Source organism: Falsiroseomonas tokyonensis, from assembly GCF_019024325.1.
Taxonomy (GTDB): Bacteria; Pseudomonadota; Alphaproteobacteria; order Acetobacterales; family Acetobacteraceae; genus Falsiroseomonas; species Falsiroseomonas tokyonensis.
Genome location: NZ_JAFNJS010000004.1, coordinates 593914 through 618100, shown reverse-complemented (window position 1 = coordinate 618100; position 24187 = coordinate 593914). Strand labels below are relative to the sequence as shown.

General features: G+C 71.6%; 27 protein-coding genes. 19 read left to right on the top strand and 8 right to left on the bottom strand.

What is annotated here, in order from left to right; translation table 11 throughout:
- The 8 genes from J3S20_RS16595 (at position 1) to J3S20_RS16560 (ending at position 5754) form a co-directional block, all read left to right on the top strand.
- Positions 1-609, top strand: coding sequence for a LysE family translocator (locus tag J3S20_RS16595; RefSeq protein ID WP_343215241.1), 609 nt, complete (start codon positions 1-3; stop codon positions 607-609).
- 64 nt (positions 610-673) lie between these two features.
- Positions 674-2248: a GMC family oxidoreductase gene (locus tag J3S20_RS16590; protein ID WP_216837593.1), complete on the top strand. Its 1575-nt coding sequence runs from the start codon at positions 674-676 to the stop codon at positions 2246-2248.
- Between the two features lie 76 nt (positions 2249-2324).
- Positions 2325-2738 carry a Co2+/Mg2+ efflux protein ApaG gene (gene apaG, locus J3S20_RS16585; protein WP_216837592.1) on the top strand — a complete coding sequence of 138 codons (414 nt, stop codon included), beginning with the start codon at positions 2325-2327 and terminating at the stop codon, positions 2736-2738.
- Between the two features lie 127 nt (positions 2739-2865).
- A complete protein-coding gene (locus tag J3S20_RS16580) occupies positions 2866-3372 on the top strand; it encodes a prolyl-tRNA synthetase associated domain-containing protein (protein WP_216837591.1) in 507 nt (168 codons plus the stop codon).
- A gap of 71 nt (positions 3373-3443) precedes the next feature.
- Positions 3444-4394 (top strand): thioredoxin family protein, encoded by a 951-nt coding sequence (locus J3S20_RS16575; RefSeq protein WP_216837590.1) that lies wholly within the window; start codon positions 3444-3446, stop codon positions 4392-4394.
- Positions 4395-4480: 86 nt separating this feature from the next.
- Complete coding sequence (locus J3S20_RS16570; protein ID WP_216837589.1) at positions 4481-5140, top strand: LON peptidase substrate-binding domain-containing protein; 660 nt, start codon at positions 4481-4483, stop codon at positions 5138-5140.
- Between the two features lie 30 nt (positions 5141-5170).
- On the top strand, positions 5171-5374 hold the full coding sequence (locus J3S20_RS16565; protein WP_216837588.1) for a Trm112 family protein: 204 nt from the start codon (positions 5171-5173) through the stop codon (positions 5372-5374).
- A gap of 14 nt (positions 5375-5388) precedes the next feature.
- On the top strand, positions 5389-5754 hold the full coding sequence (locus tag J3S20_RS16560; protein WP_216837587.1) for a gamma-butyrobetaine hydroxylase-like domain-containing protein: 366 nt from the start codon (positions 5389-5391) through the stop codon (positions 5752-5754).
- Between the two features lie 187 nt (positions 5755-5941).
- On the opposite strand, the gene J3S20_RS16555 is transcribed toward J3S20_RS16560, so the two are convergent.
- Entirely contained in the window at positions 5942-7222 is a 1281-nt protein-coding gene (locus J3S20_RS16555; protein ID WP_216837586.1) for a UbiH/UbiF/VisC/COQ6 family ubiquinone biosynthesis hydroxylase, read from the bottom strand.
- Positions 7223-7419: 197 nt separating this feature from the next.
- On the opposite strand from J3S20_RS16555, the gene J3S20_RS16550 reads away from it, so the two are divergent.
- The 4 genes from J3S20_RS16550 (at position 7420) to J3S20_RS16535 (ending at position 10045) form a co-directional block, all read left to right on the top strand.
- Complete coding sequence (locus J3S20_RS16550) at positions 7420-7758, top strand: P-II family nitrogen regulator (RefSeq protein WP_216837585.1); 339 nt, start codon at positions 7420-7422, stop codon at positions 7756-7758.
- A 43-nt stretch (positions 7759-7801) separates the two neighbouring features.
- Positions 7802-9130: an ammonium transporter gene (locus J3S20_RS16545; RefSeq protein WP_379793690.1), complete on the top strand. Its 1329-nt coding sequence runs from the start codon at positions 7802-7804 to the stop codon at positions 9128-9130.
- A gap of 93 nt (positions 9131-9223) precedes the next feature.
- Positions 9224-9637: an alternative ribosome rescue aminoacyl-tRNA hydrolase ArfB gene (gene arfB / locus J3S20_RS16540; RefSeq protein ID WP_216837584.1), complete on the top strand. Its 414-nt coding sequence runs from the start codon at positions 9224-9226 to the stop codon at positions 9635-9637.
- Positions 9638-9700: 63 nt separating this feature from the next.
- On the top strand, positions 9701-10045 hold the full coding sequence (locus J3S20_RS16535; RefSeq protein WP_216837583.1) for a hypothetical protein: 345 nt from the start codon (positions 9701-9703) through the stop codon (positions 10043-10045).
- 53 nt (positions 10046-10098) lie between these two features.
- Here the strand turns inward: J3S20_RS16535 and J3S20_RS16530 are convergent, their stop codons facing one another.
- A complete protein-coding gene (locus J3S20_RS16530; RefSeq protein WP_379793689.1) occupies positions 10099-12660 on the bottom strand; it encodes an FtsK/SpoIIIE family DNA translocase in 2562 nt (853 codons plus the stop codon).
- A gap of 294 nt (positions 12661-12954) precedes the next feature.
- On the opposite strand from J3S20_RS16530, the gene J3S20_RS16525 reads away from it, so the two are divergent.
- Together J3S20_RS16525 and J3S20_RS16520 are read left to right on the top strand one after the other, a co-directional pair.
- On the top strand, positions 12955-13737 hold the full coding sequence (locus tag J3S20_RS16525) for a glycosyltransferase family 2 protein (RefSeq protein ID WP_216837582.1): 783 nt from the start codon (positions 12955-12957) through the stop codon (positions 13735-13737).
- Positions 13734-14948 (top strand): O-antigen ligase family protein, encoded by a 1215-nt coding sequence (locus J3S20_RS16520; RefSeq protein ID WP_216837581.1) that lies wholly within the window; start codon positions 13734-13736, stop codon positions 14946-14948. Before J3S20_RS16525 ends, J3S20_RS16520 begins: the two co-directional genes overlap by 4 nt.
- Here the strand turns inward: J3S20_RS16520 and J3S20_RS16515 are convergent.
- The 5 genes from J3S20_RS16515 to J3S20_RS16495 all read right to left on the bottom strand — a co-directional run bounded on the left by J3S20_RS16515 (position 14945) and on the right by J3S20_RS16495 (position 18933).
- The gene (locus J3S20_RS16515; protein ID WP_216837580.1) at positions 14945-15793 is read right to left on the bottom strand and encodes a S1C family serine protease; all 849 of its coding nucleotides are present in this window, start codon (positions 15791-15793) and stop codon (positions 14945-14947) included. The two genes, J3S20_RS16520 and J3S20_RS16515, sit on opposite strands and share 4 nt — an antisense overlap.
- Before the next feature lie 54 nt (positions 15794-15847).
- Positions 15848-16537 (bottom strand): RadC family protein, encoded by a 690-nt coding sequence (gene radC, locus J3S20_RS16510; RefSeq protein ID WP_246602949.1) that lies wholly within the window; start codon positions 16535-16537, stop codon positions 15848-15850.
- Between the two features lie 140 nt (positions 16538-16677).
- A complete protein-coding gene (locus J3S20_RS16505; RefSeq protein ID WP_216837578.1) occupies positions 16678-17067 on the bottom strand; it encodes a DUF2306 domain-containing protein in 390 nt (129 codons plus the stop codon).
- Positions 17068-17161: 94 nt separating this feature from the next.
- On the bottom strand, positions 17162-17965 hold the full coding sequence (gene map, locus J3S20_RS16500; protein ID WP_216837577.1) for a type I methionyl aminopeptidase: 804 nt from the start codon (positions 17963-17965) through the stop codon (positions 17162-17164).
- Between the two features lie 95 nt (positions 17966-18060).
- The gene (locus J3S20_RS16495; protein ID WP_246602875.1) at positions 18061-18933 is read right to left on the bottom strand and encodes a methyltransferase domain-containing protein; all 873 of its coding nucleotides are present in this window, start codon (positions 18931-18933) and stop codon (positions 18061-18063) included.
- 86 nt (positions 18934-19019) lie between these two features.
- Here J3S20_RS16495 and J3S20_RS16490 point away from each other — a divergent pair, with 86 nt between their 5' ends.
- Genes J3S20_RS16490 through J3S20_RS16470 form a run of 5 tightly spaced genes read left to right on the top strand, consistent with a single transcriptional unit; the run spans position 19020 to position 22894 of the window.
- The gene (locus J3S20_RS16490; RefSeq protein WP_216837575.1) at positions 19020-20594 is read left to right on the top strand and encodes a rhodanese-like domain-containing protein; all 1575 of its coding nucleotides are present in this window, start codon (positions 19020-19022) and stop codon (positions 20592-20594) included.
- Positions 20566-21348, top strand: a complete 783-nt coding sequence (locus J3S20_RS16485; protein WP_216837574.1) for a double zinc ribbon domain-containing protein — start codon at positions 20566-20568, stop codon at positions 21346-21348. Before J3S20_RS16490 ends, J3S20_RS16485 begins: the two co-directional genes overlap by 29 nt.
- A gap of 31 nt (positions 21349-21379) precedes the next feature.
- Positions 21380-21637 carry a glutaredoxin 3 gene (gene grxC, locus J3S20_RS16480; protein ID WP_216837573.1) on the top strand — a complete coding sequence of 86 codons (258 nt, stop codon included), beginning with the start codon at positions 21380-21382 and terminating at the stop codon, positions 21635-21637.
- A 25-nt stretch (positions 21638-21662) separates the two neighbouring features.
- Positions 21663-22181, top strand: a complete 519-nt coding sequence (locus J3S20_RS16475; RefSeq protein WP_216837572.1) for a DUF1178 family protein — start codon at positions 21663-21665, stop codon at positions 22179-22181.
- A gap of 17 nt (positions 22182-22198) precedes the next feature.
- On the top strand, positions 22199-22894 hold the full coding sequence (locus J3S20_RS16470; protein WP_216837571.1) for a hypothetical protein: 696 nt from the start codon (positions 22199-22201) through the stop codon (positions 22892-22894).
- 505 nt (positions 22895-23399) lie between these two features.
- On the opposite strand, the gene ubiG is transcribed toward J3S20_RS16470, so the two are convergent.
- Positions 23400-24101, bottom strand: a complete 702-nt coding sequence (ubiG, locus tag J3S20_RS16465) for a bifunctional 2-polyprenyl-6-hydroxyphenol methylase/3-demethylubiquinol 3-O-methyltransferase UbiG (protein ID WP_216837570.1) — start codon at positions 24099-24101, stop codon at positions 23400-23402.
- Positions 24102-24187: the final 86 nt, after the last annotated feature.

The following is a 24187-nucleotide window of genomic DNA, read 5'->3' as shown; positions in this document are numbered from 1 at the left end:
GTGGACCTCGCCACCTGGCTGGCCTTCTGCGCCGCGGCGCTGGTCATGCTGCTGATCCCGGGGCCGACCATCCTGCTGGTGATCGGCCAGAGTCTCGGCGGCGGCGCGCGCAATGCGCTGCCGCTGGTGGCCGGGGTGGCGCTGGGCGACCTCACGGCCATGACGCTGTCGCTGGCCGGGCTGGGGGCGGTGCTCGCCGCCTCCGCCACGCTCTTCACCGCGCTGAAATGGATCGGCGCCGGCTATCTCATCTGGCTGGGCGTGAAGATGTGGCGCGCGCCGGTGGAGGCCAGCGCAGCGCCGCCGCTGCCCGCCGGCCGCGCGATGCGGGAGGCCTGGCTGGTCACCGCGCTGAACCCGAAGGGCATTGTTTTCTTCGTGGCCTTCGTGCCGCAGTTCATCGATCCCGCGCGCCCTTTCGTGACGCAGGCCGCGCTGCTGGTCGCCACCTTCGTCACTTTGGCCGCCGCGAATGCCGCGATCTATGCGGCGCTGGCGGGCCGGCTGTCCGGCGCGGTGCGGCGGCCCTCGGTGCGGCGCCTGCTGAACCGGCTGGGCGGCGGCGTGCTGATGGGGGCGGGGCTGGCGGTGGCGCTGCGGCGCGGCTAGCGCGGTTTACGGCCGGGATTGCCCTCCCTAGTCTCGGCGCGCCCCCCTTGGACGCGAAGGCCGCATGTATGACGTGATCGTGGTGGGTGCCGGTTCCGCCGGCGCCCCGCTCGCCGCGCGACTCTCCGAGGATGGGCACCGCAAGGTCCTGCTGCTGGAGGCCGGGCGGGACTGGCGCGCGGCGGAGGCGCCGGCGGCGCTGCGCAGCGCCAATATCATCCCCTTCATGCACGACCCGGCCCACCAGGCCGCCTGGCAATGGCCGGGCCTGATGACGCGGCGGACGCCGGTGCAGGAACCGCGCTTCTACTGGCGCGGCAAGGCGCTGGGCGGCTCCTCCACCGTCAATGCCCAGATCGCCATCCGCGGCGTGCCGGCCGCCTTCGACGCCTGGGCGGAAGCCGGCTGCGAGGGCTGGTCGGCCGCCGATGTGCTGCCGATCTTCGATGCCATCGAGGATGATGCGGATACCGGCACCGCCCCCGGCATCCGCCAGGGCGGCCCGCTGCCGGTCTTTCGGATGCCGATCGACCGCTGGGGCGCCGTCGATCTCGGCCTGCGCGATGCGGCGCTGGAAGCCGGCTATCGCTGGAAGCCGGACCTTAACGCGCCGGAAGGGGAGGGCATTTCCTGCAACCCCATCAACCAGCGCGACGGCCAGCGCGTCACCACCAATGACGGCTATCTGGAGCCCGCCCGCGGCCGCGCGAACCTGACCATAAGGGGCGAGGCGCTGGTCGATCGCGTGCTGGTCTCGCAGGGCCGCGCCACCGGCGTCCGCGTGCGCTTCGGCGGCGGCGACTGGGAGGAGATCGCGGGGCGGGAGGTGGTGCTCTGCGCCGGCGCCATCCACAGCCCGGCGATCCTCATGCGCTCCGGCATCGGCCCGGCGGCGGCGCTGGCCGGGCTCGGCATTCCGGTGGTGCAGGACCTGCCCTGGGTCGGCCAGAACCTGATGGACCACCCGATCCTGCGCGCGACCCTGGCGCTGAAGCCGGAGCACCGCGCGCAGGGCGCCGATGCGCGCCACACCAATTGCTGCCTGACCTATAGCAGCGGCATGGGGGGCGAGCGCGACATGATCATGATCGCCTACAACCATCGCGGCCTGACCACCGATGGCAGCCCGGCGGAGGGCGGGGCGGTGGGCCTCGCGCTCTACGACGCCTTCTCCCGCGGCACGCTGGCGCTGACCTCCGCCGATCCGGAGGCGCAGCCGGTGGTGGAGGAGAACATGCTGGACGATCCGCGCGACCGCGCCCGGATGCGCGACGGCATCCGCCGCCTGGCGCGGCTCACCGGCATGGCGCCGCTGCGCGACTTGGCCCAGCGGATCACCTTCGGCGAGACCACGCTCTCCATGCCCGCCGCCGCCGCGCTGCCGGATGACGCGCTGGACGCCATCATGCTGGCCGAGGCCGCGGATATCCAGCACGCCGCCGGCACCTGCCGCATGACGGCGCATGAGGAACCGCGCGGCGTGGTGGACCCGGATCTGCGGGTGCGCGGCGTGGCGGGGCTGCGCGTGGCCGATGCCTCCATCATGCCGTCGGACTGCCGCGCCAATCTGCACTTCACCTGCGTGATGATCGGCGAGGCCCTGGCCCGGCGCATGCGGGCGGAGGGGGCACCCCACTGACTGAGCCCGGTTGACGCAGGACCGATCCGGCCGAGAATGATCCGGCTCAGCGTGATCGGGCCGGGGAGACCATGCGATGGCCAAGGCCGATGAGTTCAGCGAGACCACCCGCGGCATCCGCGTGACGGTGCGCAGCTTCTACCTGGAAGACCAGTCGGAGCCGGAGCGTGGCCATTTCGTCTGGGCCTATCGCATCGCCATCCGCAACGAGGGGACGGAAACGGTGCAGCTCCTGAAGCGAAGCTGGCGCATCACGGATGCCCAGGGCCGCAGCCAGCAGGTGCATGGCGAGGGCGTGGTGGGCGAGCAGCCGGTGCTCGGGCCCGGCGAGCATTTCGAGTACACCTCGGGCACGCCGCTGCACACGCCCTCCGGCTTCATGGCCGGCACCTACCACATGGTGGTGACCGAGACGCGGGAGGCCTTCGATGTGGCCGTGCCCGCCTTCAGCCTGGACAGCCCGCACCAGCCGGCCAGCCGGCTGCATTGATCAAGGATACCCTCTCCACCCGCAGGGGGGAGAGGGAAGGGTGAGGGGGCGTCGAGATGATGGGTCGCGTTCAACACCTGCATGGTCCCGCTCGCCCATCCCTCTCGCCCGGTCCCGCCCCCCGCTGATGGAAACCCCCGAAGGCCTGCTGGCGCGCCTGGCCGCGCTCGGCATCGAGGCCCGCACCGTCAGCCACCCGCCGGTCTTCACCGTCGCCGAAAGCAAGGCGCTGCGGCCGGACCTGCCCGGGGGTCATGTGAAGAACCTGTTCCTGCGGCCGGAAAAGGCCGCCGGGCCCTTCCTGCTGGCCTCGATCGAGGAGGACCGGCCGGTGAAGGTGAACGCGCTGGTCCGCGCCCTGGGCCTGCCGCGCTCGGTCTTCGCGGAGGCCGAGGCGCTGCGGGCGCAGCTGGGCGTGGAGCCCGGCTCCGTCACCCCCTTCGGCCTGGTCAATGCCGCCCCGGGCGCGGTGCGGGCGGTCTTCGACCGGGCGCTGATGCAGGAGCATGGCTGGATCAACATCCACCCGCTGACCAATACCATGACCACCGCCATCCGGCCCGAGGACCTGCTGCGCTTCCTGCGCGCGCTCGGCCATGCGCCGGAGTTGCTGGAGATGCCCAATCCGGCGTGATCTGGCCCAACCCGCTTGCTTCGCGCCCCACATCACGCATCTATGCGGCCAAGCGAGAGGAATTGCCTGCCATGGACCTGATCTTCGACCCGACCCGCCAGGCCGCGCCCGGCGGCCTTCCCGCCGGCACGCCGGACCCCGTGAAGGACGGCGACCAGCGCACCTTCATGGCCGATGTCATCGAGGCCAGCCGCGAAACCCCCGTGCTGGTGGACTTCTGGGCCACCTGGTGCGGCCCCTGCAAGACGCTGACGCCCACGCTGGAGAAGGTGGTGCGCGCCGCCGGCGGCCGGGTGAAGCTGGTGAAGATCGACATCGACAAGAACCGCCAGCTGGTCCAGCAGCTGGCGCAGATGGGCCTGCCGCTGCAATCCGTCCCCACCGTGGTCGGCTTCGCGCAAGGCCAGATCGCGGACCTGTTCCAGGGCGCCCTGCCGGAAGGCGAGGTGAAGAAGTTCATCGAGAACCTGCTGAAGGTCTCCGGCGGCCAGCTGCCCGGCGCCGACCTGCTGGCCGAGGCCAAGGCCCTGGTCGAGGCCGGCGACCATGCCGGCGCGGTGGAGCTGTTCGCCGCCCTCGCCCAGGCCGAGCCGGAGAACCCCGAGGCGATGGCCGGCCTCGCCCGCTGCCTGATGGCCCTCGGCGAGGAGGAGCAGGCGCAGGAGGTGCTGGATCAGGTGCCGGAGAAGATCGCGGGCCATGCCGAGATCGCCTCCGTCCGCAGCCAGCTGCAACTGGCGCGGGAGGGCCGGGAGGCGCGGGAGAAGCTGGGCGAATTCGAACGCCGACTGGAAGCCGACCCCGATGACCACGCCGCCCGCATCGACCTGGCCGTCGCGCTGAACGCCATGGACAAGCGGGCGGAGGCGGTGGACGCGCTGATGGTCGCCATCAAGCGCGACCGCACCTGGAACGAGGAGGCGGCGCGCAAGCAATTGCTGAAGTTCTTCGAGGCCTGGGGATTCGACGACCCCGCCACCCTTGCGGGACGCCGGAAGCTCTCCACCCTTCTGTTCCGATAAGCCGACCCGGCCGGAGGCGCGAGCCGCGCGGGGGTAACACGGTCCATCGGGCGCGCCCCTCGCGCCCGGTGGCTGAAACGGAGCCGATGCCCGCCTTTCACCCTGCCTTCGACGCCTTGCCATCGGAAATTCCGATCTTCCCGCTCGGCGGCGCGCTGCTGCTGCCGGGCGGCCGGCTGCCGCTGAACATCTTCGAGCCTCGCTACCTGGCGATGACCGAGGATGCGCTGGCGGCGGGACGCTTCCTGGGCATGGTGCAGCCTGACCCGGGCCTGCCGCGCACGGAACTCGGCAGCCAGACCTATCGCATCGGCTGTCTCGGGCGCATCTCCTCCTTCGCCGAGACGGAGGATGGGCGCTACCTGATCAGCCTGACCGGCGTGATCCGCTACCGCATCCTGGAGGAAGTGGAGCTGCGCCGCGGCTATCGGCGCGCGCGGGTGGAATATGGCGACTACGGCCCGGACTTGGTGCAGGAAGGCCCGCCGCCTTCCATCGACCGCGCCGGCCTGCTGGGCGCGCTCCGCCCCTATTTCCGCGCCCGCGGGATCGAGGCGAATTGGGAGGCGGTGGAGAATACCGGCGACGCCATGCTGGTGACCACGCTGTCCATGCTCTGCCCCTTCGAGGTGCGGGAGAAGCAGGCGCTGCTGGAGGCGGCCTCGGTGGAGGACCGGGCGGCGATGCTGGTGGCGCTGATGCAGATGGACAGCCATGGCATGGCGCCGGAGGGCCGGCCGAGCTAGATTTTCCCGGACGGATAAGGGATTTCGGCCATGGCGAGTGAGACGAATACGGGCGTTCCGGGCGCGGTGGACCCGCGGCTGCTGGAAATCCTGGTCTGCCCGGTGAGCAAGGGCCCGCTGCGCTACGACCGGGAGGCCGGCGAGCTGGTCAGTGAGAAGGCGGGCCTCGCCTATCCGGTGCGCGACGGCATCCCCATTATGCTGCCGGACGAGGCGCGCAAGCTGCCGGCCTGAAGGACAGGCGCCCGATGCCGAAGCTGACGGAAATCCGCCTCGCCCGGGCGGAGCAGGTTCTACACCTGGCCTGGGACGACGGCGTGACCTTCGCCCTGCCCGCCGAATACCTTCGCGTCGAAAGCCCCTCCGCCGAGGTGCAGGGGCATGGGCCGGGTCAGCGCGTGACGGTGCCGGGGCGGCGCCATGTCGGCATCATGCGGATCGAGCCGGTGGGGCACTACGCCGTGCGCCTGATCTTCGACGACCTGCATGACAGCGGCATCTACAGCTGGGACTTTTTCCGGGTGCTTGGCGAGCAACAGGCCGAGCGATGGGCGGCCTACGAGGCCGCGCTGGCCGCGAAGGGGCTTAGCCGGGATCCGCCGAAGCGGGGCTGAAAAGCCCTCCCCCGCTCTTCCGCGGGGGAGGGTTGGGTGGGGGCCGATCTCCCGCTTCGTAGAGCTTTCGCCCCCTATTCACCCCTGCGCCGCCGCCCGTTCCAGATTTCAGCGCCAGCAGCCGGGCAAGCGCATCATGCCGCCAGGGTGCCGAAGCGGCGCTTCGGCGTCCATGGGGCGTGCCGCCTCACCCCGGCGGCGTCATCAGCCCCTGGCCGCCCAGCAGCCCGCTGGCCCCCACCATGCCCATGGCCCGCTGCGCGAAGGCGCGCTTCAGCCGCGGCATGCGGTCCACCGCCGCGATGCCGAGCCGCCGCGCCAGGCGCACCGGGCCGAAGTCATTCCCAAAAAGCTTTTCCAGCACATGGGTCGCGCCCAGCATGATGGCCGCATCCGGCCGCGCCCGGCGGTCGTAGCGGCGCAGCACGGCCTGGCTGCCGGGATCCTCGCCGGCGGCGACCGCGGTGATGATCTCCTCCGCCAGCGCGGCGACATCGCGAAAACCGAGGTTCAGGCCCTGGCCGGCGATGGGGTGGATGCCGTGCGCGGCATCGCCCACCAAAGCCAGGCGCGTATCCACCTGCCGCTGCGCCCAGAGCGCGGTCAGCGGATAGGACCAGCGCCGCCCGATCGGCCGGATTTTTCCGAGATGGTCGCCGAGCCGGCGGGTCAGCTCGCGGCCGAAGGCGGCATCGTCCATGGCGAGAAAACGCTGCGCCAAATCGCGCCGGTCGGACCAGACGAAGGCGGAGGCATGCGGCATCTCCGCGCTGCCGAAGCCGCCGGGCCCGGCCAGCGGCAGCTGGGCGAAGGGGCCGTTGGGCAGGAACATCTCGAGCGCGGTGCCGTCATGCGGCCGCTCATGCGCGAAGGCGCCGACCATGCCGGTCTGGCCATAGTCATAGCGCGTCACGCCGATGCCGGCCTGCTGGCGCAGCGCGCTGTTGCGGCCCTCCGCTGCCACCACCAGGCGGGCGGTCAGCATCGTGCCGGCCTCCGGGCCGGAGGTGATGCGGATGCGGGCGCCTTCTGGCCCGCGCTCCACCGCGGCCTCGGCGGGCGCGAAGACGCGCAGGTTCGGCAGGTGCGGCAGGCGGGCATTCAGCGCGACGCGCAGCGCGCGGGCCTCCACCATCCAGCCGAAGGGGTCGGGGCCGACCTCGGCGCTGCGGAAATCCAGCTGCAGCGGGGAGGGGGGGTGGCCCGGCCGGCCATCCGCGACGCGGATATGGTGGATGGCCTGCGGCGTATCGGGCAGCCGGTCCCAGATGCCGGCCGCGGCCAGCAGGCGCTGGCTGGTGAGCGCGATGGCATAGGCCCTGCCGTCGAAATCCGGCAGTTCCATCGGCGGCAGCGGCGCGCGGTCCAGCACCGCGGTGGGGATGCCGGCGGCGGCCAGCGTGGCGGCGAGCGTCGCGCCGACGGGGCCGGCGCCGACGATGCAGATGGTGGTGGGGATCTCGGTCATGCGCTGAAAGTCGCCCCGGTGCGGGCTTTCAGCAAGTGCGAGGCAATTGCCCAGAAAACAGGCAGAGTTTTTGCAGCGCACATGCGCAACGGTTGCGCGCTCGGGCGGAGTCCCTGGCAGAACGGTCTACAAAGCGCTTGGCACGTTCCTTGGATTGGCTTGCCCTATACCGCCTTGGGAAGGGGATCTGCGGCGCGATGAAGCTGGTCATGGCCATCATCAAGCCTTTCAAGCTGGACGAGGTGCGCGATGCGCTCACCCCGCTCGGCGTACAGGGGCTTACGGTTACCGAGGTCAAGGGTTTCGGTCGGCAGAAGGGCCAGACCGAGATCTATCGCGGGGCCGAATATCACGTGAGCTTCCTGCCGAAGCTCAAGATCGAAGTCGCCGTGGCCGCCGAGATGGTGGATGCGGTGGTCGAGGCGATCGCGGGTGCCGCGCGCACCGGCAAGATCGGCGACGGCAAGATCTTCGTCCTGGATGTGGAACGCGCCCTGCGCATCCGCACCGGCGAAACCGACGGCCAGGCGCTGTAGCCGCATGCCGGGCAATGACACACCCATGATGAGGACCGGGGGAATGACGAGGATTGCGCGCGCCGCTGCCATGGCGCTGCCGGCGCTGCTCGTGTCGGGCGCGGCCTTCGCGCAGGATGCGACCATCGATACCGGCGATACCGCCTGGATGCTGATCAGCTCCGCCATCGTGCTGATGATGACGGTGCCGGGCCTGGCGCTGTTCTATGCGGGCATGGTCCGCAAGAAGAACGTGCTGGCCACCCTGATGCAGTCCTTCGCGATCTGCGGCCTGGTCGGCGTGCTGTGGATGGTGCTGGGCTACAGCCTCGCCTTCGGCGAGGGGAACGCCTACATCGGCGACGTCTCCCGCCTGCTGCTGTCCGGCATGGCGGAAAACTGGGACAAGCCCTTCACCCTGGGCTCGGGCGATGCGGCGGTGGCGACGACCATCCCGGAAAGCGTCTTCGTGATGTTCCAGATGACCTTCGCCATCATCACCGCGGCGCTGATCACCGGCGCGGTGGCGGACCGCATGAAGTTCTCCGCCCTGATGGTCTTCGTCACACTCTGGACGCTGCTGGTCTATTCCCCGGTGGCGCACTGGGTCTGGCACCCGAACGGCTGGATCTTCGCCCTCGGCGCGCTGGACTTCGCCGGCGGCACGGTGGTGCACATCAATGCCGGCGTGGCCGGCCTGGTGGCGGCCGTGGTGCTGGGCAAGCGGGTCGGCTACGGGACGGAGAACATGTCCCCCTACAACCTGGGCTTCGCCGTGATCGGCGCCAGCATGCTGTGGGTGGGCTGGTTCGGCTTCAATGCGGGCTCCGCCGTGGGCGCCGGGGCGCGCGCCGGCATGGCCATGCTGGTGACGCAGATCGCGGCCGCCGGCGCGGTGCTGGCCTGGCTGGTCGCGGAATGGGCCACCAAGGGCAAGCCTTCGGTCCTGGGTGCCATCTCCGGCGCCGTGGCGGGGCTGGTCGCCATTACCCCGGCGGCGGGCTTCGTGCTGCCGGGCTCCGCGCTGGTCATCGGCGTGGTCGCGGGCCTCGCCGGCTTCTGGGGCGCGACCGCGCTGAAGCACTGGTGCGGCTATGACGACAGCCTGGACGCCTTCGGCGTGCATGGCGTCTGCGGCATCGCCGGTGCGCTGCTGACCGGCATCTTCGCCTATGGCCCGCTGTCCGCCACCCCGGCCTCCCCGGACGGCATCAGCGGGTCCTTCGACCAGTTCATGCTGCAGGTCTATGCGGTGGCGGCGGTCTTCGTCTTCACGGCGGTGGCCACCTTCATCCTGCTCAAGATCGTGGACGCCATCGTCGGCCTCCGCGTGACCGAGGAGGAAGAGCGCGAGGGCCTGGACGTGACGCTGCACGGCGAGCGCCTGGGCTGAGCCATCCGGCTTCGATGGGAAGGGGCGCCGGGGGGAGACCTCCGGCGCCCTTTTCATTTGCGCCGCCCCGCGCGCCGCGTCATGAGGCGCCGCATGGCCCGCATCCCGGAAATCCCCGATGGCGCGCTGGAGGAACGCTTCGTCCGTTCCTCCGGCCCCGGCGGGCAGAACGTCAACAAGGTGGAGACGGCGGTGGAGCTGCGGCTCGACCTGAACCGGCTCGACCTGGGCGAGTACATGGCCCGCCGCCTGATGACCCTGGCCGGGCGGCGCATCACCCAGGATGGCGTGCTGGTGATCCAGGCGCAGCGCTTCCGCACCCAGGACCGCAACCGCGCCGATGCTCGCGCAAGGCTGGACGAACTGCTGGCCAAGGCGGCCGAGCCGCCGCCACCCGTGCGCCGCGCCACCAAACCCAGCTACGGGTCGCAGCTGCGGCGGCTGGAGGGCAAGAAGCTGCGCTCCGGCGTGAAGAAGCTGCGCAACACCCGGCCACCGGCCGACTGAGCGGCTTACCCGGACGCAAGGCTGGGGGCGCAGACTGCGGCATCCGAGCCAAGGTCCCCGCCGGTGCCCGACCCCCTGCGCAACCTGCCGATCGCAGCCAAGATCCTGCTGCCCGCCCTGCTGACCGCCTTCGTCGCCCTGGCCGCGGCCATCGCCGGCGGCTGGCACCTGGCCGGGCTGCAGCGCGGCTATGACGACCTGCTGTTCCGCGACGCCAAGGCCGCGATCTTCAGCGCCCGCATGGCCACCGCCAGCGCCGATCTCGGCCGGCTGGTGCAGGCCACGGCCGAGCCCGGCGCGGCCGAGGCGCTGCGCCGCCTGGTCTGGGTAGCGAGCTCGGCGCCTATCTGGCCAGGCTGCGCACCTAGGCCGCCGGCGGGCCCGACGGGCGCAGGCCGACCGAGGTAGGGCCCGATGCCCTGCGCGGAGGCAGGCGCATCAGTGTCGCGGCGCGGCCTCGGCTAGTCGCGCGGCCCCGGCGCCAGCACCTCGCGCTTGCCGACATGGTTGGCAGCCCCCACCACGCCGTTCTTCTCCATCTGCTCGATCAGCTTGGCGGCACGGTTGTAGCCGATGTTCAGGTGGCGCTGGACGAAGCTGGTGCTGGCCTTGCCCTCTCGCGTCACCAGGTCCACCGCCTGGTCATAGAGCGAAGCCTCGCCATCGGTATTGCCGCCGAGCATGCCGGAGAGATCCGGCCCGGCCGCATCCTCGTCCACCTCCGTCACCTCCTCGATATAGGAAGGCTCGGCCTGCTCGCGCAGGAAGGCGACCACGGCCTCCACCTCGTCATCCGTGACGAAGGGGCCGTGCACGCGGCTGATGCGGCCGCCGCCGGCCATGTGCAGCATGTCGCCCTGGCCCAGCAGCTGCTCGGCGCCCATTTCGCCGAGGATGGTGCGGCTGTCGATCTTCGACGTGACCTGGAAGCTGATGCGGGTCGGGAAGTTCGCCTTGATGGTGCCGGTGATGACATCCACGGACGGGCGCTGGGTGGCCATGATCACATGGATGCCGGCGGCGCGCGCCATCTGCGCCAGGCGCTGCACCGCGGCCTCGATATCCTTGCCGGCGACGATCATCAGGTCGGCCATCTCGTCGATGACGACCACGATCATCGGCAGCGGCTCCAGCGCCAAAGGCTGGTCCTCGAAGAGCGGCTTGTTGGTCTCGGGGTCGAAGCCGACCTGCACGCGGCGCGTCAGCACCTCGCCGCGCGCGCGGGCCGCTTCCGCCTTCTCGTTGTAGCCGCCGATATTGCGGACGCCGAGCTGGGACATGGCGCGGTAGCGCTTCTCCATCTCCCGCACCGTCCACTTCAAGGCGCCAATGGCCTTGGCCGGTTCGGTGACGACCGGGGCGAGAAGATGCGGGATGCGGTCATAGACCGACAGTTCCAGCATCTTCGGGTCGATCATGATGAAGCGGCACTCATCCGGCGTGAAGCGGTAGAGCAGCGACAGGATCATAGTGTTGATGCCGACCGACTTGCCCGAGCCGGTGGTGCCCGCGATCAGCAGATGCGGCATGCGGGCGAGGTCGGCGATCACCGGCGCGCCGCCGATATCCTTGCCCAAGGCCAGGGGCAGCTTCGCCTGGTGGCGATGCCAGTCCTCCGCCATCATCATCTCGGAGAAATAGACCATCTCCCGCTTGCTGTTCGGCAGCTCGATGCCGATCACGTTGCGGCCCGGCACGGTCGCGATGCGCACGGCGGTGACGGACATGGATCGGGCAATATCGTCCGCCAGGCCGATGACACGGGCGGACTTGGTGCCGGGGGCGGGTTCCAGCTCATACAGCGTCACCACCGGGCCGGGGCGGATCTCGGCGATGCGGCCGCGCACGCCGTAATCCTCCAGCACCGTCTCCAGCATCCGCGCATTGCCCTGCAGCGCCTCCTCCGAAGGGCCGGTGGCGCGGCGGGCGGGTGGCGCGGCGAGCAGCGACAGCGGTGGGAAGCGCCAGCTGCCATCGGGCAGATCCAGCATGCCCTGGCGCGCATTGGCCACCGGCTTGGGCGGCGCGGCGCGGTCCGCCACGCGCGGCGCGGCGGGCTTGCCCCGCGTCGCGGCGGGGGCGGCCGGCGCGGCGGCGCGGGGTGCCGGCTGCGGGGCGGCCTCCGCGGCACCTCCCTCGAAGGAGGGTTCGCGCCGGCGCGGCGCGGCAGCCGGCGCATCCTCGACCAGCGCATCGGCATTGCGCAGCATCTCGGCCAGCGGTGTCTCCCGCTCCCGCCGCCGCCGCACGGCGCCGCCCACGGCCCGGCCTACTGCCAGGAAGGGCCAGGACAGGACGCGGGCGACCAGGCCGGGCGGCACATGCTCCCCCACCTGCCGGGCGCGGGCGGCCGCGGTCCGCGCGGTGGCGCTTGCGGCGCTGCCGGCCACCGATCCGGCGCGGCGCCATTCGCCCAGCGAAAGCCCCAGCGCGACGAAGGCGATCAGCCCGGTCAGCACAGCCAGCACGATATGCGCGATGCCGGCGCCGACCGGGCCCAGCAGGTCGCGCAGCAGCCCCAGAACCGCCTGCGCCACCACAGGGCCCGCGGCGCCGCCCGGCCCGGCCGCGGCCGGCGCTTCGCTGGGCAGCGGCAGCAGGATCAGCGTCGCCGCCAGCAGCGGCAGCGCCGCCAGCAGGCAGGCCAGCCGCAGCGCGAAGGGAGACAGGCCCCTATGCGTCGCCAGCCGCCAGGCCCAGGTCATCAGGCAAGCCACCAGCAGGAAGGCGGCATAGCCGAAGCCCTGCAGCAGCAGATCCGCCGCATGCGCGCCGATCGGCCCGGCCAGGTTGGTGGTCAGCTGGCTGGTGGCGGTGGAGAAGGAGGGATCGGCCGGGTCATAGCTGGCCAGCGCCAGGCCCAGCACCAGGCCGAACAGGACCAGCACCAGCGCCACCAGCTCCGCCAGCCGCCGCTTCATGGCGGCCTTGACGGCGGGCGAGGCGAAGCGGCGGCCGGCCGCGGCGATCCGGTCGCCCACGGCCGGATTGCTGCCGCCCGGATTGCTGACCATGCGGGCCATGGAGGTGCGTCCTGAAGCTTTGCCGCAACTCTACACCGGAAGCCGTTCGGATTGAAGCAGAAGGGCGGGGGCGGGAGGGGAAGGTGCGGGCCCTTGCAGGTTCCAGGGCTCGAAGCCCATGAGGTCCTGGGGGGGCAGCCGTCGCCATGGCCGCCATGCTGATCGGATGGATCTCGGTGAGGCTGCAGCCTCATGGGATTCCGGGAAACCCCCTTTCCCTTCGGCGGGGGTGCAGGGGGCAGCGCCGCCTGCCATAACCCGCGCCACCTTCACGCCCTGCCGAGGCCGACCCCGATGTCCCACCCCCGCCTGTCCGCGCTGATCGTCGCGCGGAATGAGGAGCAGCGACTGCCGGCGTGTCTGGCGTCGGTGGCCTTTGCGGATGAGGTGGTGGTGGTGCTGGATCGCAGCACGGATGGGTCTGCGGCATTGGCGCGAGCCGCGGGAGCGCGGGTCCTGGAGGGGGCCTGGGAGCTGGAGGGGGAGCGTCGCAATGCGGGGATTGCGGCGTGTGGCGGGGACTGGGTGCTGGAGGTGGATGCGGATGAGCGGGTCAGTCCGGATCTGGCGGAGGCGGTGCGGCGGGTGATCGGTGAGTCCCGCTTCGCCTGGCATCAGGTGATGGTCGACAACTATGTGGGTGACCGGCTGATCCGCCATGGTTGGGCCGGGAGTTTCGGCACGACCTCGGTGCCGCGGCTGTTCCTGCGGGGTGCCAAGCGGTGGCGGGCGCAGCGGGTGCATCCGGGGCTGGACTGGGTGGGGGAGCAGGGGCCGCGGATCGAGCAGGGGGCGCTGGTGCATCTGGTCGACCGGGATGTGTCGGACATGCTGCGGCGGCTGGACAAGTATTCCTCGGCCAAGGCGGCGGATCTGTTGGCGAGCGGAGAGATCGGGTCCCTGGCCGGCAATCTGCGGCGTTTCGTCTCCCGCGCCTTCAAGTCCTATGTCAGCCGCAAGGGGTATCGGGAGGGCGCCTGGGGCGTGCTGCTGGCCTTCTGCACGGGGGCCTTCCCCTTGCTGTCCTATCTGAAGGCGCGGCTGGAGCCGGAGCGGCATGGGGGGCGCCGTTCATGAAGGCTGAGGTGATGTCCTGGCGGCGGAGCGCGGCCACGCCGGTGGCGGTGCTGCTGGCGGTGGCGCCGGGCATTGCGGTGCTGCAGTTCCGGACGATGGCGCTGGCGGTGACGCTGGCGCTGGTGGCGGCGGTGGCGACGCATCGGCTGGTGCGCGGGGTGTGGCCCTGGCCGCGGATGGGGCTGGTGGCCTGGCTGGCAGTGGCCTTGCTGGGCTGGTGCGGCGTGGCGGCGCTGTGGTCGCCGGAGCCTGCGCGCGCCCTGCAGACGATCGGCGGTTTGGCGGCGCTGCTGGGCCTGGCACTGATGACGGCGCGCGCCTTGGCGGAGGAGCCCGCGGCCGGGCGACGGCTGGCCTTGGCGCTGGCGGGCGGGCTGGCGGTGGGGATCCTGCTGGCGGCGCTGGATCATGCGAGCGGCAATTGGCTGCGGCTGGCGGTGCGCGGCTTTCCGGACATGCCGGCCATTAGCTTCGGCTTGAAGCCGGCCGTGTCGCTGATGGTGCTGCTGCTGCCGCTGGTGCTGGCGGTGCCGATGGCCTGGGCGCTGCGGGCCGTGCTGGTGTCGGCGGGGCTGGCGGTGGCGCTGTGGCTGCCGGCGGATTCGGCGAAGATTGCAGCCGTGGCGGGGATCCTGGCGGCGGGCGCCGTGGCGCTGCTGCCGCGCGCGGCACCGCGCCTGGCCGCGCTGGCCTTTGCCGCCTTCAGCCTGGCGGCGCCGCTGGTCTTTGCCCTGGCGCTGGAGCGGGCGCCCTCGCTGGAGCCGATTCCGCGTTCCGCCGCGCATCGGGTGCTGATCTGGGATTTCGTGGTGGACCGCATCGCCGAGAAGCCGCTGCTCGGCTGGGGCATGGAATCCAGCCGGTCCATTCCCGGCGGCAGCGAGAATTTCCCGGCCGACAAGCTGGCGCAGTATGGGCTGAACTCGCCGGAGGCGCGCCAGTGGTTCGGCGTGCCGGCGGCGCGGCGCCTGCCGCTGCATACGCATAACGCGGCGCTGCAGATCTGGCTGGAGCTGGGCCTGGTGGGCGCGGTGCTGGCGGCGGCGCTGGGGGCGGCGGCGCTGCTGGCGGCCGGCGCCAGCCCGGCCGGCTTCGGCATGGCGATCTCGGCCGTGGTGACGGGGCAGCTGTCCTTCGGCGTCTGGCAGCCGTGGTGGGTGGCCTCGGTGCTGCTGGCTGCGGTGGTCGCGGGGGCGGTGCGGAAACGCTAGCCCATGCAGCGCATGAAGAGGGTGGAGGGATGGGCGATCTCGCCCACCTCCGCGGCCGTGCGCGGCGGGCCGTCGCGCAGCGTGGGCGTCACCCCGGCGCCCCGCAGGAATTCCACCGCCTCATTCCCCTTCACCGCGAAGTTCACGTTCTGCGGAATGTCGCCGGTGCGCTGCGCCACGCGGGCGGCGTTGAGCTTGGAGACGATCACCCCCACCACCTGGCCGGACAGGTCCAGCAGCGGCCCGCCCGAATTGCCGGGCTGCACGGGGGCGGAGATCTGGAACTGCCGCTGGTCGTCGGCCAGGCCGGCCAGGGCCGAGACCTCCCCGGTGGTCAGGGTGGGGCCGGAGGAGAGCATGCCGGCCAGCGGGAAGCCGTAGGTCACCACGCCCTCGCCGCGGCGGATGTTCATCTCCCGCCGGAAGGCCAGTGGCGGGCCGGCGTCGTTCGGCACCTCGATCAGCGCCAGGTCGCGCTGGCGGTCGGCGCGCAGCACGCGGGCGGTGACATCCTGGCCCGAGGCGGTGCGTACGCGGATGGCGCGGCAGCGCTCCACAACATGGGCATTGGTCAGTGCCCGCCCCTGCGCCACCACGAAGCCGGTGCCGGAGGAGACCATGCGCCCGGTGCCGGCGGCGGGCGGGCCGCCGGGCTTGCCGGAATTGCCAGCCTGCGGTCCTGGCGCCCCCACCGGCGGCAGGGCAGGCGGCTTGGTGGTGGGCAGCGGCGGGAAGCCGGACCTGGCGCCCGGTTGCCCCGGCGATGGCTTCCCCTGCCCGAGCGCGTCGCCGCCGACGAGCAGGCCGAGCAGCAGGGCGGGGATCAGCGTGAGGGAGCGGTGCATGTGCGTGCAGTGTGCCGAAGCCTGGCCCGGGCGGTCAATCGCGGGGGGCGTGCGCTACAGCAGCCCCTCCCGCCGGAAGGACAGGTGGCGGCCATTGCCGACGATCAGATGATCGTGCAGGGCGATGCCGAGCACGCTGGCGGCGGCCTTCACCTCCCGCGTCATCTCGATATCGGCGCGGGAGGGGGTGGGATCGCCGGAGGGGTGGTTGTGCACCAGGATCAGCGCCGTGGCCTGCAGCTCCAGCGCGCGCTTCACCACCTCCCGCGGGTAAACGGGCGTGTGGTTGACGGTGCCGCGCGCCTGCGCCTCGTCGGCGATCAGGCGGTTTTTCGAATCCAAGAAGAGCAGGCGGAACTGCTCGATGGAATCGCGGGCCAGGGCGGCGTTGAGGTAGGCGATCAGCCGGTCCCAGTTGTTCAGCACCGGCTGGTCGCGGATTTCCGCCCGCATCAGCCGCAGCGCCGCGCCGTGGACGGTCTTCAGCGCCGCCGCGCCGGCCTCCCCCATGCCTTCGACCTCAGTCAATTCGCGCACCGGCGCGGCGATGGCATTGGCAAAACTGCCGAAGCGGGTGAGCAGGGCGCGGGCGATGGGCTTGGTGTCGCGGCGCGGCAGGGCCTGGAACAGCAGCATTTCCAGCATCTCGTGGTCCAGCAGGCTGTCCGGCCCGGCATTCAACAGCCGGGCGCGCATGCGGGCGCGATGGCCGAGATGACCAGGCGGCGGCGCCTCCTCCGCCATGGGCGTGGGCGTGAAGAGCCCGGCGAAGCCGGCGCTGGCCTCGGAGAATTGCGGCGCGAATTGCGGCTTGCGGGCCATCCTGTCCCCCTGCACCCCGAGAGGATGGTGCAACGAGGGGGCGGGATATTCAACCGTTGCGGTCACCAGCCGAAGACCACGGCGCCCATGATGCGGCCGGGCAGCAGGGTGAAGCCGCCGGCGATGATGAGTCCGCCCAGGAAGAGCGAGGCCATGGCCCGCCGATGCGACCGGATCCGGCCGCGCCGGGCGGCCAGCACCGCGATCGGCAGCAGCAGCAGGACCCAGCCCGAGATGAGATGAATCCAGGAGAGATGCCCGCGCGTGGCGATCCAGAAGGAGGAGAGGGCGACGACGGCCATCAGCGCCACCCAGACCCAGCCCATGGCACGGTGGCGGCCGCCGCCCTTGGGCGCCAGCAGCTGGATGCCGCCGAGGGCCAGGGCGCCGAGGGCGGCGAAGGCATGCAGCTGGATGACGGGGGCGGCGGAGAGCAGGGGGGCAAGGGTCACGGCTGGCTATGCAAATGTGATGAACATTCACATACCGTCGACGCAACGGCGCCGTCAAGCCAGTTTCCTGGCCCGACGGCGCCTGGCAGGGGGTTCAGGCGTAGGGTGGGCGGTGCTGGCCGATGGGGGAGATGGTGAAGATCTCCACCCCGTCCTCGGTGACGCCGACCATGTGCTCGAACTGGGCCGAGAGGCTGCGGTCGCGGGTCACGGCGGTCCAGCCATCGTCCAGCACCTTCACCTCCGGCCGTCCGGCATTCACCATCGGCTCCACGGTGAAGAACATGCCGGGCCGCAGCACCGGGCCTTCGCCGGGGCGGCCGAAATGCAGCACGTTCGGCGGCTCATGGAAGCGCCGGCCGATGCCATGGCCGCAGAAATCCCGCACCACGGAGAAGCGGTTGCGCTCCACATAGGCCTGGATGGCGTGGCCGATATCGCCCAGCGTGGCGCCCGGCTTGATGGCGCCGATGCCGCGCATCATGGATTCGTAGGTGACATCCATCAGCAGCCGCGCCTTGGTGGACGGCGTGCCGGCGACGTACATGCGGCTGGTATCGCCGTGCCAGCCATCCAGGATGACGGTCACGTCGATATTGACGATGTCGCCCTCCAGCAGCACGCGCTCACCCGGGATGCCGTGGCAGACCACGTGGTTGATCGAGGTGCAGGAGGATTTGGTGTAGCCGCGATAGCCCAGCGTCGCCGGGATCGCGTCATGCGCCAGGATGAAGTCGTGGATCAGCCGGTCGATCGCCTCGGTGGTGATCCCCGGCTGCACATGCGGGGTGATCATGTCGAGGGTTTCGGCCGCCAGGCGGCCGGCGCGACGCATCCCCTCGAAATCCGCGGGGCTGTGGATCGTGATGCGACGGCTTTCGCCGCCCTGCTGCTCCATGATGCTTTGGACCGCCCGAGACTGCTGCAAACAAGGCCCTGAATGTGCGCTGCGCCCCCCGGGGATGCAAGGCGCGGCGCTGCAGGGCTGGGCTGCTAGTTGGGGACCTCGCCCGCCTTGCGCTCCACCGTGCCCAGCGCATCCGCCAGTCGATGCGTGGCGCTGCCGGGGCGGGCGGGCTTCTGCTGGCTGTCATGCGGCGCCCAGCCGGTCAGCATCAGCAGGCGCAGGCTGGGCGCGATGCCCTGCGGGCCATCCGGCATGGCCGCGGCCGCCATGGGGAACAGGGCCCGCGGCGGGGTGCGCTTGTCGCGCGCCAGCACGGCATTGCCCTCGCCGGCTGCGCGCAGATCGGCCAGCAGGGCGAAGGGGGTGCGATAGGCGATTGCCACCTCCTCCATATCCGCCACCGGCAGGGCGAAGCCGGCGCGCTGCAGCAGGCCGGCGGCATCGCGCAGCTCCGGGAAGGGTGAGATGCGGGGCGAAAGGCCGCCGCGCAGGGTGCTTTCCGCCTCTGCCAAGGCCTGGCGCAGCGGCTGCAAGGTACCGAGGCCGGGAAGGGAGGCCAGGAACAACCCATCCGGCGCCAGCGCCCGCCGGATTTGGATCAGCGCCCCCGGCAGATCGTTCACCCAATGCAGGGACAGGGAGGCCACGATCAGGTCGAAGCTTTCGGGGGCAAAGGGCAGGAATTCCTCATCCGACGCCACTGCCAGGCCGCCGGCCTTCGCCGCCATGGCGGGCGAGAGGTCGGCGGAGATCACCGAGGAAATGCCGCGCGCCTGCAGCATCGGCGCCACCACGCCGCGGCCACCGATCTCCAGCGCCCGGCTGAAGCGGCGCGTCGTATCGTCCAGCCGATCCAGCAGCCGCTCCGCGCAATCCGCCAGGATCGGCGCCACCTGATCCACCGTGGCCACCGCCCGGTCGCGCCGGCGGCGCACCAGCCGGCGGTCGAAAACCTGCATCGCATCCATCCCCGGCAGATGCGCCCGCTTCGCCCCGGCGGCAAGCGGGTCTAGCCTTTTGCCCAGGGATCAAGGACTCGCCGCGCATGACGCCAGACATCGCCCCCGCCACCCTGAAGGCCTGGCTGCGGGACGGGCAGGAACTCGCCATCCTGGATGCGCGGGAGGAAGGGGAGTTCGGCGCCTCCCACCTCTTCTGGGCGGTGCCTTGTCCGTTGTCCCAGGCGGAACTGCGTGCGCCCCTGCTGCTGCCGCGCCGCGATGTGCGCGTGGTCTGCACCGATGGCGGTGAGGGCCTGGCCGAGCGCCTGGCGGCCGTTCTGCAAAGCCTTGGCTGCACGGATGTCGCGGTGCTGGAGGGCGGCGCGCCCGGCTGGGCGGCGGCGGGCTACGAGCTGTTTTCCGGCGTCAACGTGCCCTCCAAGGCTTTTGGCGAGTGGGTGGAGCACCATTACGCAACCCCCTCGGTCGATGCGGCGGAACTCGCCGCCATGCAGGCGGCGGGCGCGGACCTGCTGGTGGTGGACAGCCGTCCGCTGGCGGAATTCCGCGCCATGTCCATCCCCGGCGCCACCTGCGTGCCGGGGGCGGAGCTGGCCTATCGGGTGCCCTCCATGCTGGCCCGGCCCGAAACCACCGTCGTGGTGAACTGCGCCGGCCGCACCCGCTCCATTTTGGGCGCCGAGACCCTGCGCCGCGCCGGCCTGCCGAACCGCGTGGTGGCGCTGCGCAACGGCACCATGGGCTGGGAGCTGGCCGGTTTTTCGTGCCGCCGCGGCCGCGAGGACCGCTACGCCGAGGGCACGCCCGCCGATGCCGCCGCGACTTTTGCGCGGGCCCAGATATTTGCCGAGGGGGTGGGGGTGCGCTGGACCGATCGCGCCGGCCTGGCGGCGATGCAGGCCGAGGCCGGGCGCAGCACCTACCTGCTGGATGTGCGCGACCCCGCCGAATTCGTGGCGGGACACCTGCCGGGCGCGGTCAGCGCGCCGGGCGGGCAGCTGGTGCAGGCGTCGGATGGCTTTGTCGCGGTGCGCGGCGCCCGCCTGGTACTGGTGGACGATACCGGCACCCGCGCCGCCATGACCGCCGGCTGGCTGCGCCAGCTGGGCGGTTGGGAGGTTTTTGTGCTGGCCGGCGGGCTGGAAGGACCGCTCGAGGCCGGCGCCATGGTGCCGCGCCTACCCGAACCCCTGCGACCCGAGATGCCGCGCGTGGCGCCGGATGCGGTGCGGGGCGGGCGGGTGGCGGTGGTCGATCTCGCCCGCTCGCTGGCTTTCCGGGCCGGGCATATTCCCGGCGCCCTCTGGGGCGTGCGGACCCGGCTCGCCGCCCTGCTGCCGCGGCTGCCGGCCGGGCGGCCCGTCGCCGTCGCGGCCCCCTCCGACGACCTCGCCGCGCTGGGGGCGGCGGAGCTGCGCGGGCTCGGCCTGGCGGAGGTCGCGGTGCTGGAAGGCGGCACGGCGGCCTGGCAGGCGGCCGGCTTCCCATTGGCCTCGGACCGCCAAACCCCGCCGGATGAGGCCTGCATCGACGCCCATCTGCGGCCCTATGACCGCAACAGCGGCATCGAGGCGGCCATGCGCGCCTACCTCGCCTGGGAAATCGACCTGGTCCATGCGGTGGAACGCGATGGCGATGCCCCCTTCGGCGCCTGGTAGCAGGCTGGTCCGGCGGCTCGGCCGCGGCGTGCTGGATGCGCTGCTGCCGCCGCATTGCCTGACCTGCGAACAACCGGTCGAGCGCCAGGGCACGCAATGCGGCGACTGCTTCCGCGGGCTGAACCGCATCACCGCCCCCTTCTGCCCGCGCTGCGGCGTGCCCTTCATCCATGCCGGCCAGGCGGGGCCCGGCGGGCTCTGCCCCGGCTGCCTGGCACGGCCGCCGGCCTTCGAAGCCGCCCGCGCGGCGCTGCGCTACGATGCGGGCGCGCAGCGGCTGATCCTGCCCTTCAAGCATGCGGACCGGCCGGAACTCGCCACCGCTTTGGCGGCCATGATGGCGCAATCCGGCGCCGCGCTGCTGGCCCGCGCCGATCTGCTGGCCCCCGTGCCGCTGCATTGGCGCCGGCTGCTGGCCCGCCGGTACAACCAATCGGCGCTGCTGGCCCGCCGGCTGGCGGCGCTGTCCCAGAAGCCCTGCATCCCGGACCTGCTGCGCCGGCCGCGCGCCACGCCGCCGCTCGGCGATCGCGGCGCGGCGGAGCGCGCGGCGCTGCTGGCCGGCGCCTTCCGCCTGACCGCCGCCGGGTCGCGGCTTGTGACGGGGCGCCGGGTGCTGCTGGTGGATGACGTGATGACCAGCGGCGCCACGGCGGAGGCCTGCGCCCGGGCCCTGTTGGAAGCCGGGGCCGCGGCCGTGGATGTGCTGGCCGCCGCCCGGGTGCCCGACCCCCGCCTGCAGGCAGAGGCTTGACCGCGGCCCCGCGCGGCCCGATTTCAGCACCATGGCCAAGATCGAGATCTACACCCAGGATTTCTGCCCCTACTGCGCCCGCGCGCTGGCCCTGCTGACGCGCAAGGGCGTGGAGTTCGAGGAGAAGTACGCCCCGAACGGCTCCGAGGCGCGGCGGGAGGCAAATGCCCGCTCCGGCGGGCGCACCTCCGTGCCGCAGATCTTCATCGACGGCCGGCATATCGGCGGCTGCGACGACCTGATGGCGCTGGACCGCCAGGGCGGGCTCGACCCGCTGCTGGCGCGCTGATGCCGGGCAGAAGGGGCGGCGCGGCATGATCCACTACCAGCTGCGCTGCAGCAGCCCCCACGAATTCGATGGCTGGTTCCAGGACAGTGCCGGCTTCGAGAAGCTGGCCGCCGCCGGCCTGGTGGAATGCCCGCATTGCGGCAATACCCAGGTGACGCGCGCCCTGATGGCGCCGGCCGTCCGCAAGTCCCGCCGCAAGGCGGCGCCCGTGCCGCAGGAAGCGCCGGAGGCCAAGCCCGCCGAGGCGCCGGCCGCCGCACCGTCCGCACCGCCGGCGGAGTCGGGCGGCGGCATGTCCCAGCGAGTCGCCGCCGGGCCGATCCCGGCCCAGCTTCTGGCGATGCTGCAGCGGATGCGGGCCGAGGTGGAGAAGTCCTGCGACTATGTCGGCGACGGTTTCGCCGAGGAAGCGCGCAAGATCCATAATGGCGAGGTCGAGGCCCGCGGCATCTATGGCGAGGCGACGGAGGCCGAGGCCGAGGCCCTGGCCGAGGACGGGATCGACATCGCCCGCCTGCCCTGGGTGCCGCGCGCCGACGGCTGAGGACGGGGGGGGGCGCCATGCTCGTCTTCAGCTACGGCATCCCCAAATCCGGCAGCACGCTCGCCTTCGAACTGGCCAAAGGCGTGGCGCGGCTCGGTGGGCATCGCCAGCCGAAGCTGCCGGCGGCGCTGCTGCCCGGCGGGCATAAGGTCAATTTCGCGCAGGAGCTGACGGCGGAGGCGCTGCGCGGGCTGGTCTCGGCGGCAGGGTCGCGCATCCTGGTGGTGAAGACCCATGCCTGCCCCGGGCCGGACTGGGTGGCGGAATACCGAGCGCTGGCGGCGCAGGGGCTGGTCTCGGCGCATGTGAACTGGCGCGACCCGCGCGATATCTGCCTCTCCCTGCTCGATGCCGGGCGGCTGGCCCGCAGCCGGGGCGAGCGGGCCTTTTCCGAATTCGAGACGCTGGAGGATGCGGCGGCAGGCGTCCGGCGCTACCTGGGCGAGCACGCAATCTGGGCCGGGCTGCCGGCCACCCTGAAGCTGGACTATGCCACCTGCGCCTTCCGCACCGATGCGGCCATTGCCGCCATCAAGGCCGATTTCGGCATCGCCTGCCCCAGCTGGCTGGTGCGGGTCTGGGTGCAGCGCTTCGCCTTCACCTATCGCAACAAGGCGGTGCCCGCCCGGCATGAGGCGGAGCTGATGCCTGAGCAGGCGGAGCAGCTGCGGCAGGCTTTTGCGGGATGGCTGCCCGGCCAAGAGACCGTTTGAGAACACCGGACGGGTCGGTTCCGTGGCGCTTTTCCGCCCCTGCGGCGTTGGGCGGCTTGCCGATGCACCCAGCATCGGCCGCACCGCCCGCCTTGCGGGGACGAAAAATCGCCTGCGGTCCCTCAGCCGCCGGCATTCTCGAACGGTCTCTCAGCGGCCCGCCCCTGCCATTGGCAGTTCGAAATATCACCGTGCCGTGGGATTGAACGCCGCGCAGGACGCCTTGGCGTTTCGGCAAGCTCTGCGAGTCAAGTCGCCGCGGCGTCAATCGAAGCTGAACTTTCCGGGCCCCTTCTCCACAGCTTTACCCCCGCGAATGGGGATAAGTCTCGCTGTTGCTTATTGGATACAGGGTGTGGCTGCTTTATATTTTCGCGGTGCGCGCGAACATTGGAAGAACCTCGCGGCGAGGGAAGCTGACGCCAGGGATCCCACAGCGCCATCCTCGACTTGTCCACAGCTCCATCCACCGCTTCGGGGGATAAGCGTGGCTTGACGCCACCCGTCAGGTCGGAAGGGCCATCGCCAGGTAGTTCACGGCGAGGTCCCGCGTCTCCCGCCACTGGCCGCCGGGGGTCATGGCCATGCCGGTCAGCTCCGTGATGCGGTAGCCGGCAGGGCGCAGCGCGGCGCCGAGCTCCCCGGGCGAGACGAACATCCGCCAGTCATGCGTGCCGATGGGCAGCAGCCGCAGCAGGTATTCGGCGCCGAGCTTGGCCATCAGGAAGGATTTCGCCGTGCGGTTGAGCGTCGAGAGGAAGATCGGCGCGCCCGGCTTGGCCAGGGTGGCCAGCGCGGCCAGGAACTGGGCGCGGTCCTCCACATGCTCGATCACCTCCAGCGCCACCACGGCATCGAAGCGCGCACCCTCGGCCAGCAGGTCCTCCGGCCCGCCCTGGCGGTAGTCGATGGTCAGCCCCCCGGCCACCGCATGGGCACGGGCGGCTGCCAGCGCCGCGCCGGCGGCGTCCAGCCCCGTCACGCTGGCGCCCATCCGGGCAAAGGCTTCGGAGGCGAGGCCGGCGCCGCAGCCGACATCCAGGATGGTTTTGCCCGCCAGGTTCCGCCCGCCCAGGCGGTCCGCGATCCAACCGGTGCGCAGCGGGTTCATCCGGTGCAGCGGCTTCATCGGGCCGTCCGGGTCCCACCAGCGGTCCGCCAGCGCGTCGAACTTGGCCCGCTCCGCCGCCAGCGTCGTGCCACTCATGGCTGCAATCCCCCGCCTGGAGGCCGGGACATGGTTGCCCGCCGGCCCTGCCCCCGTTATCTGTCCGCGCCCCGGCGAGGCGCAAC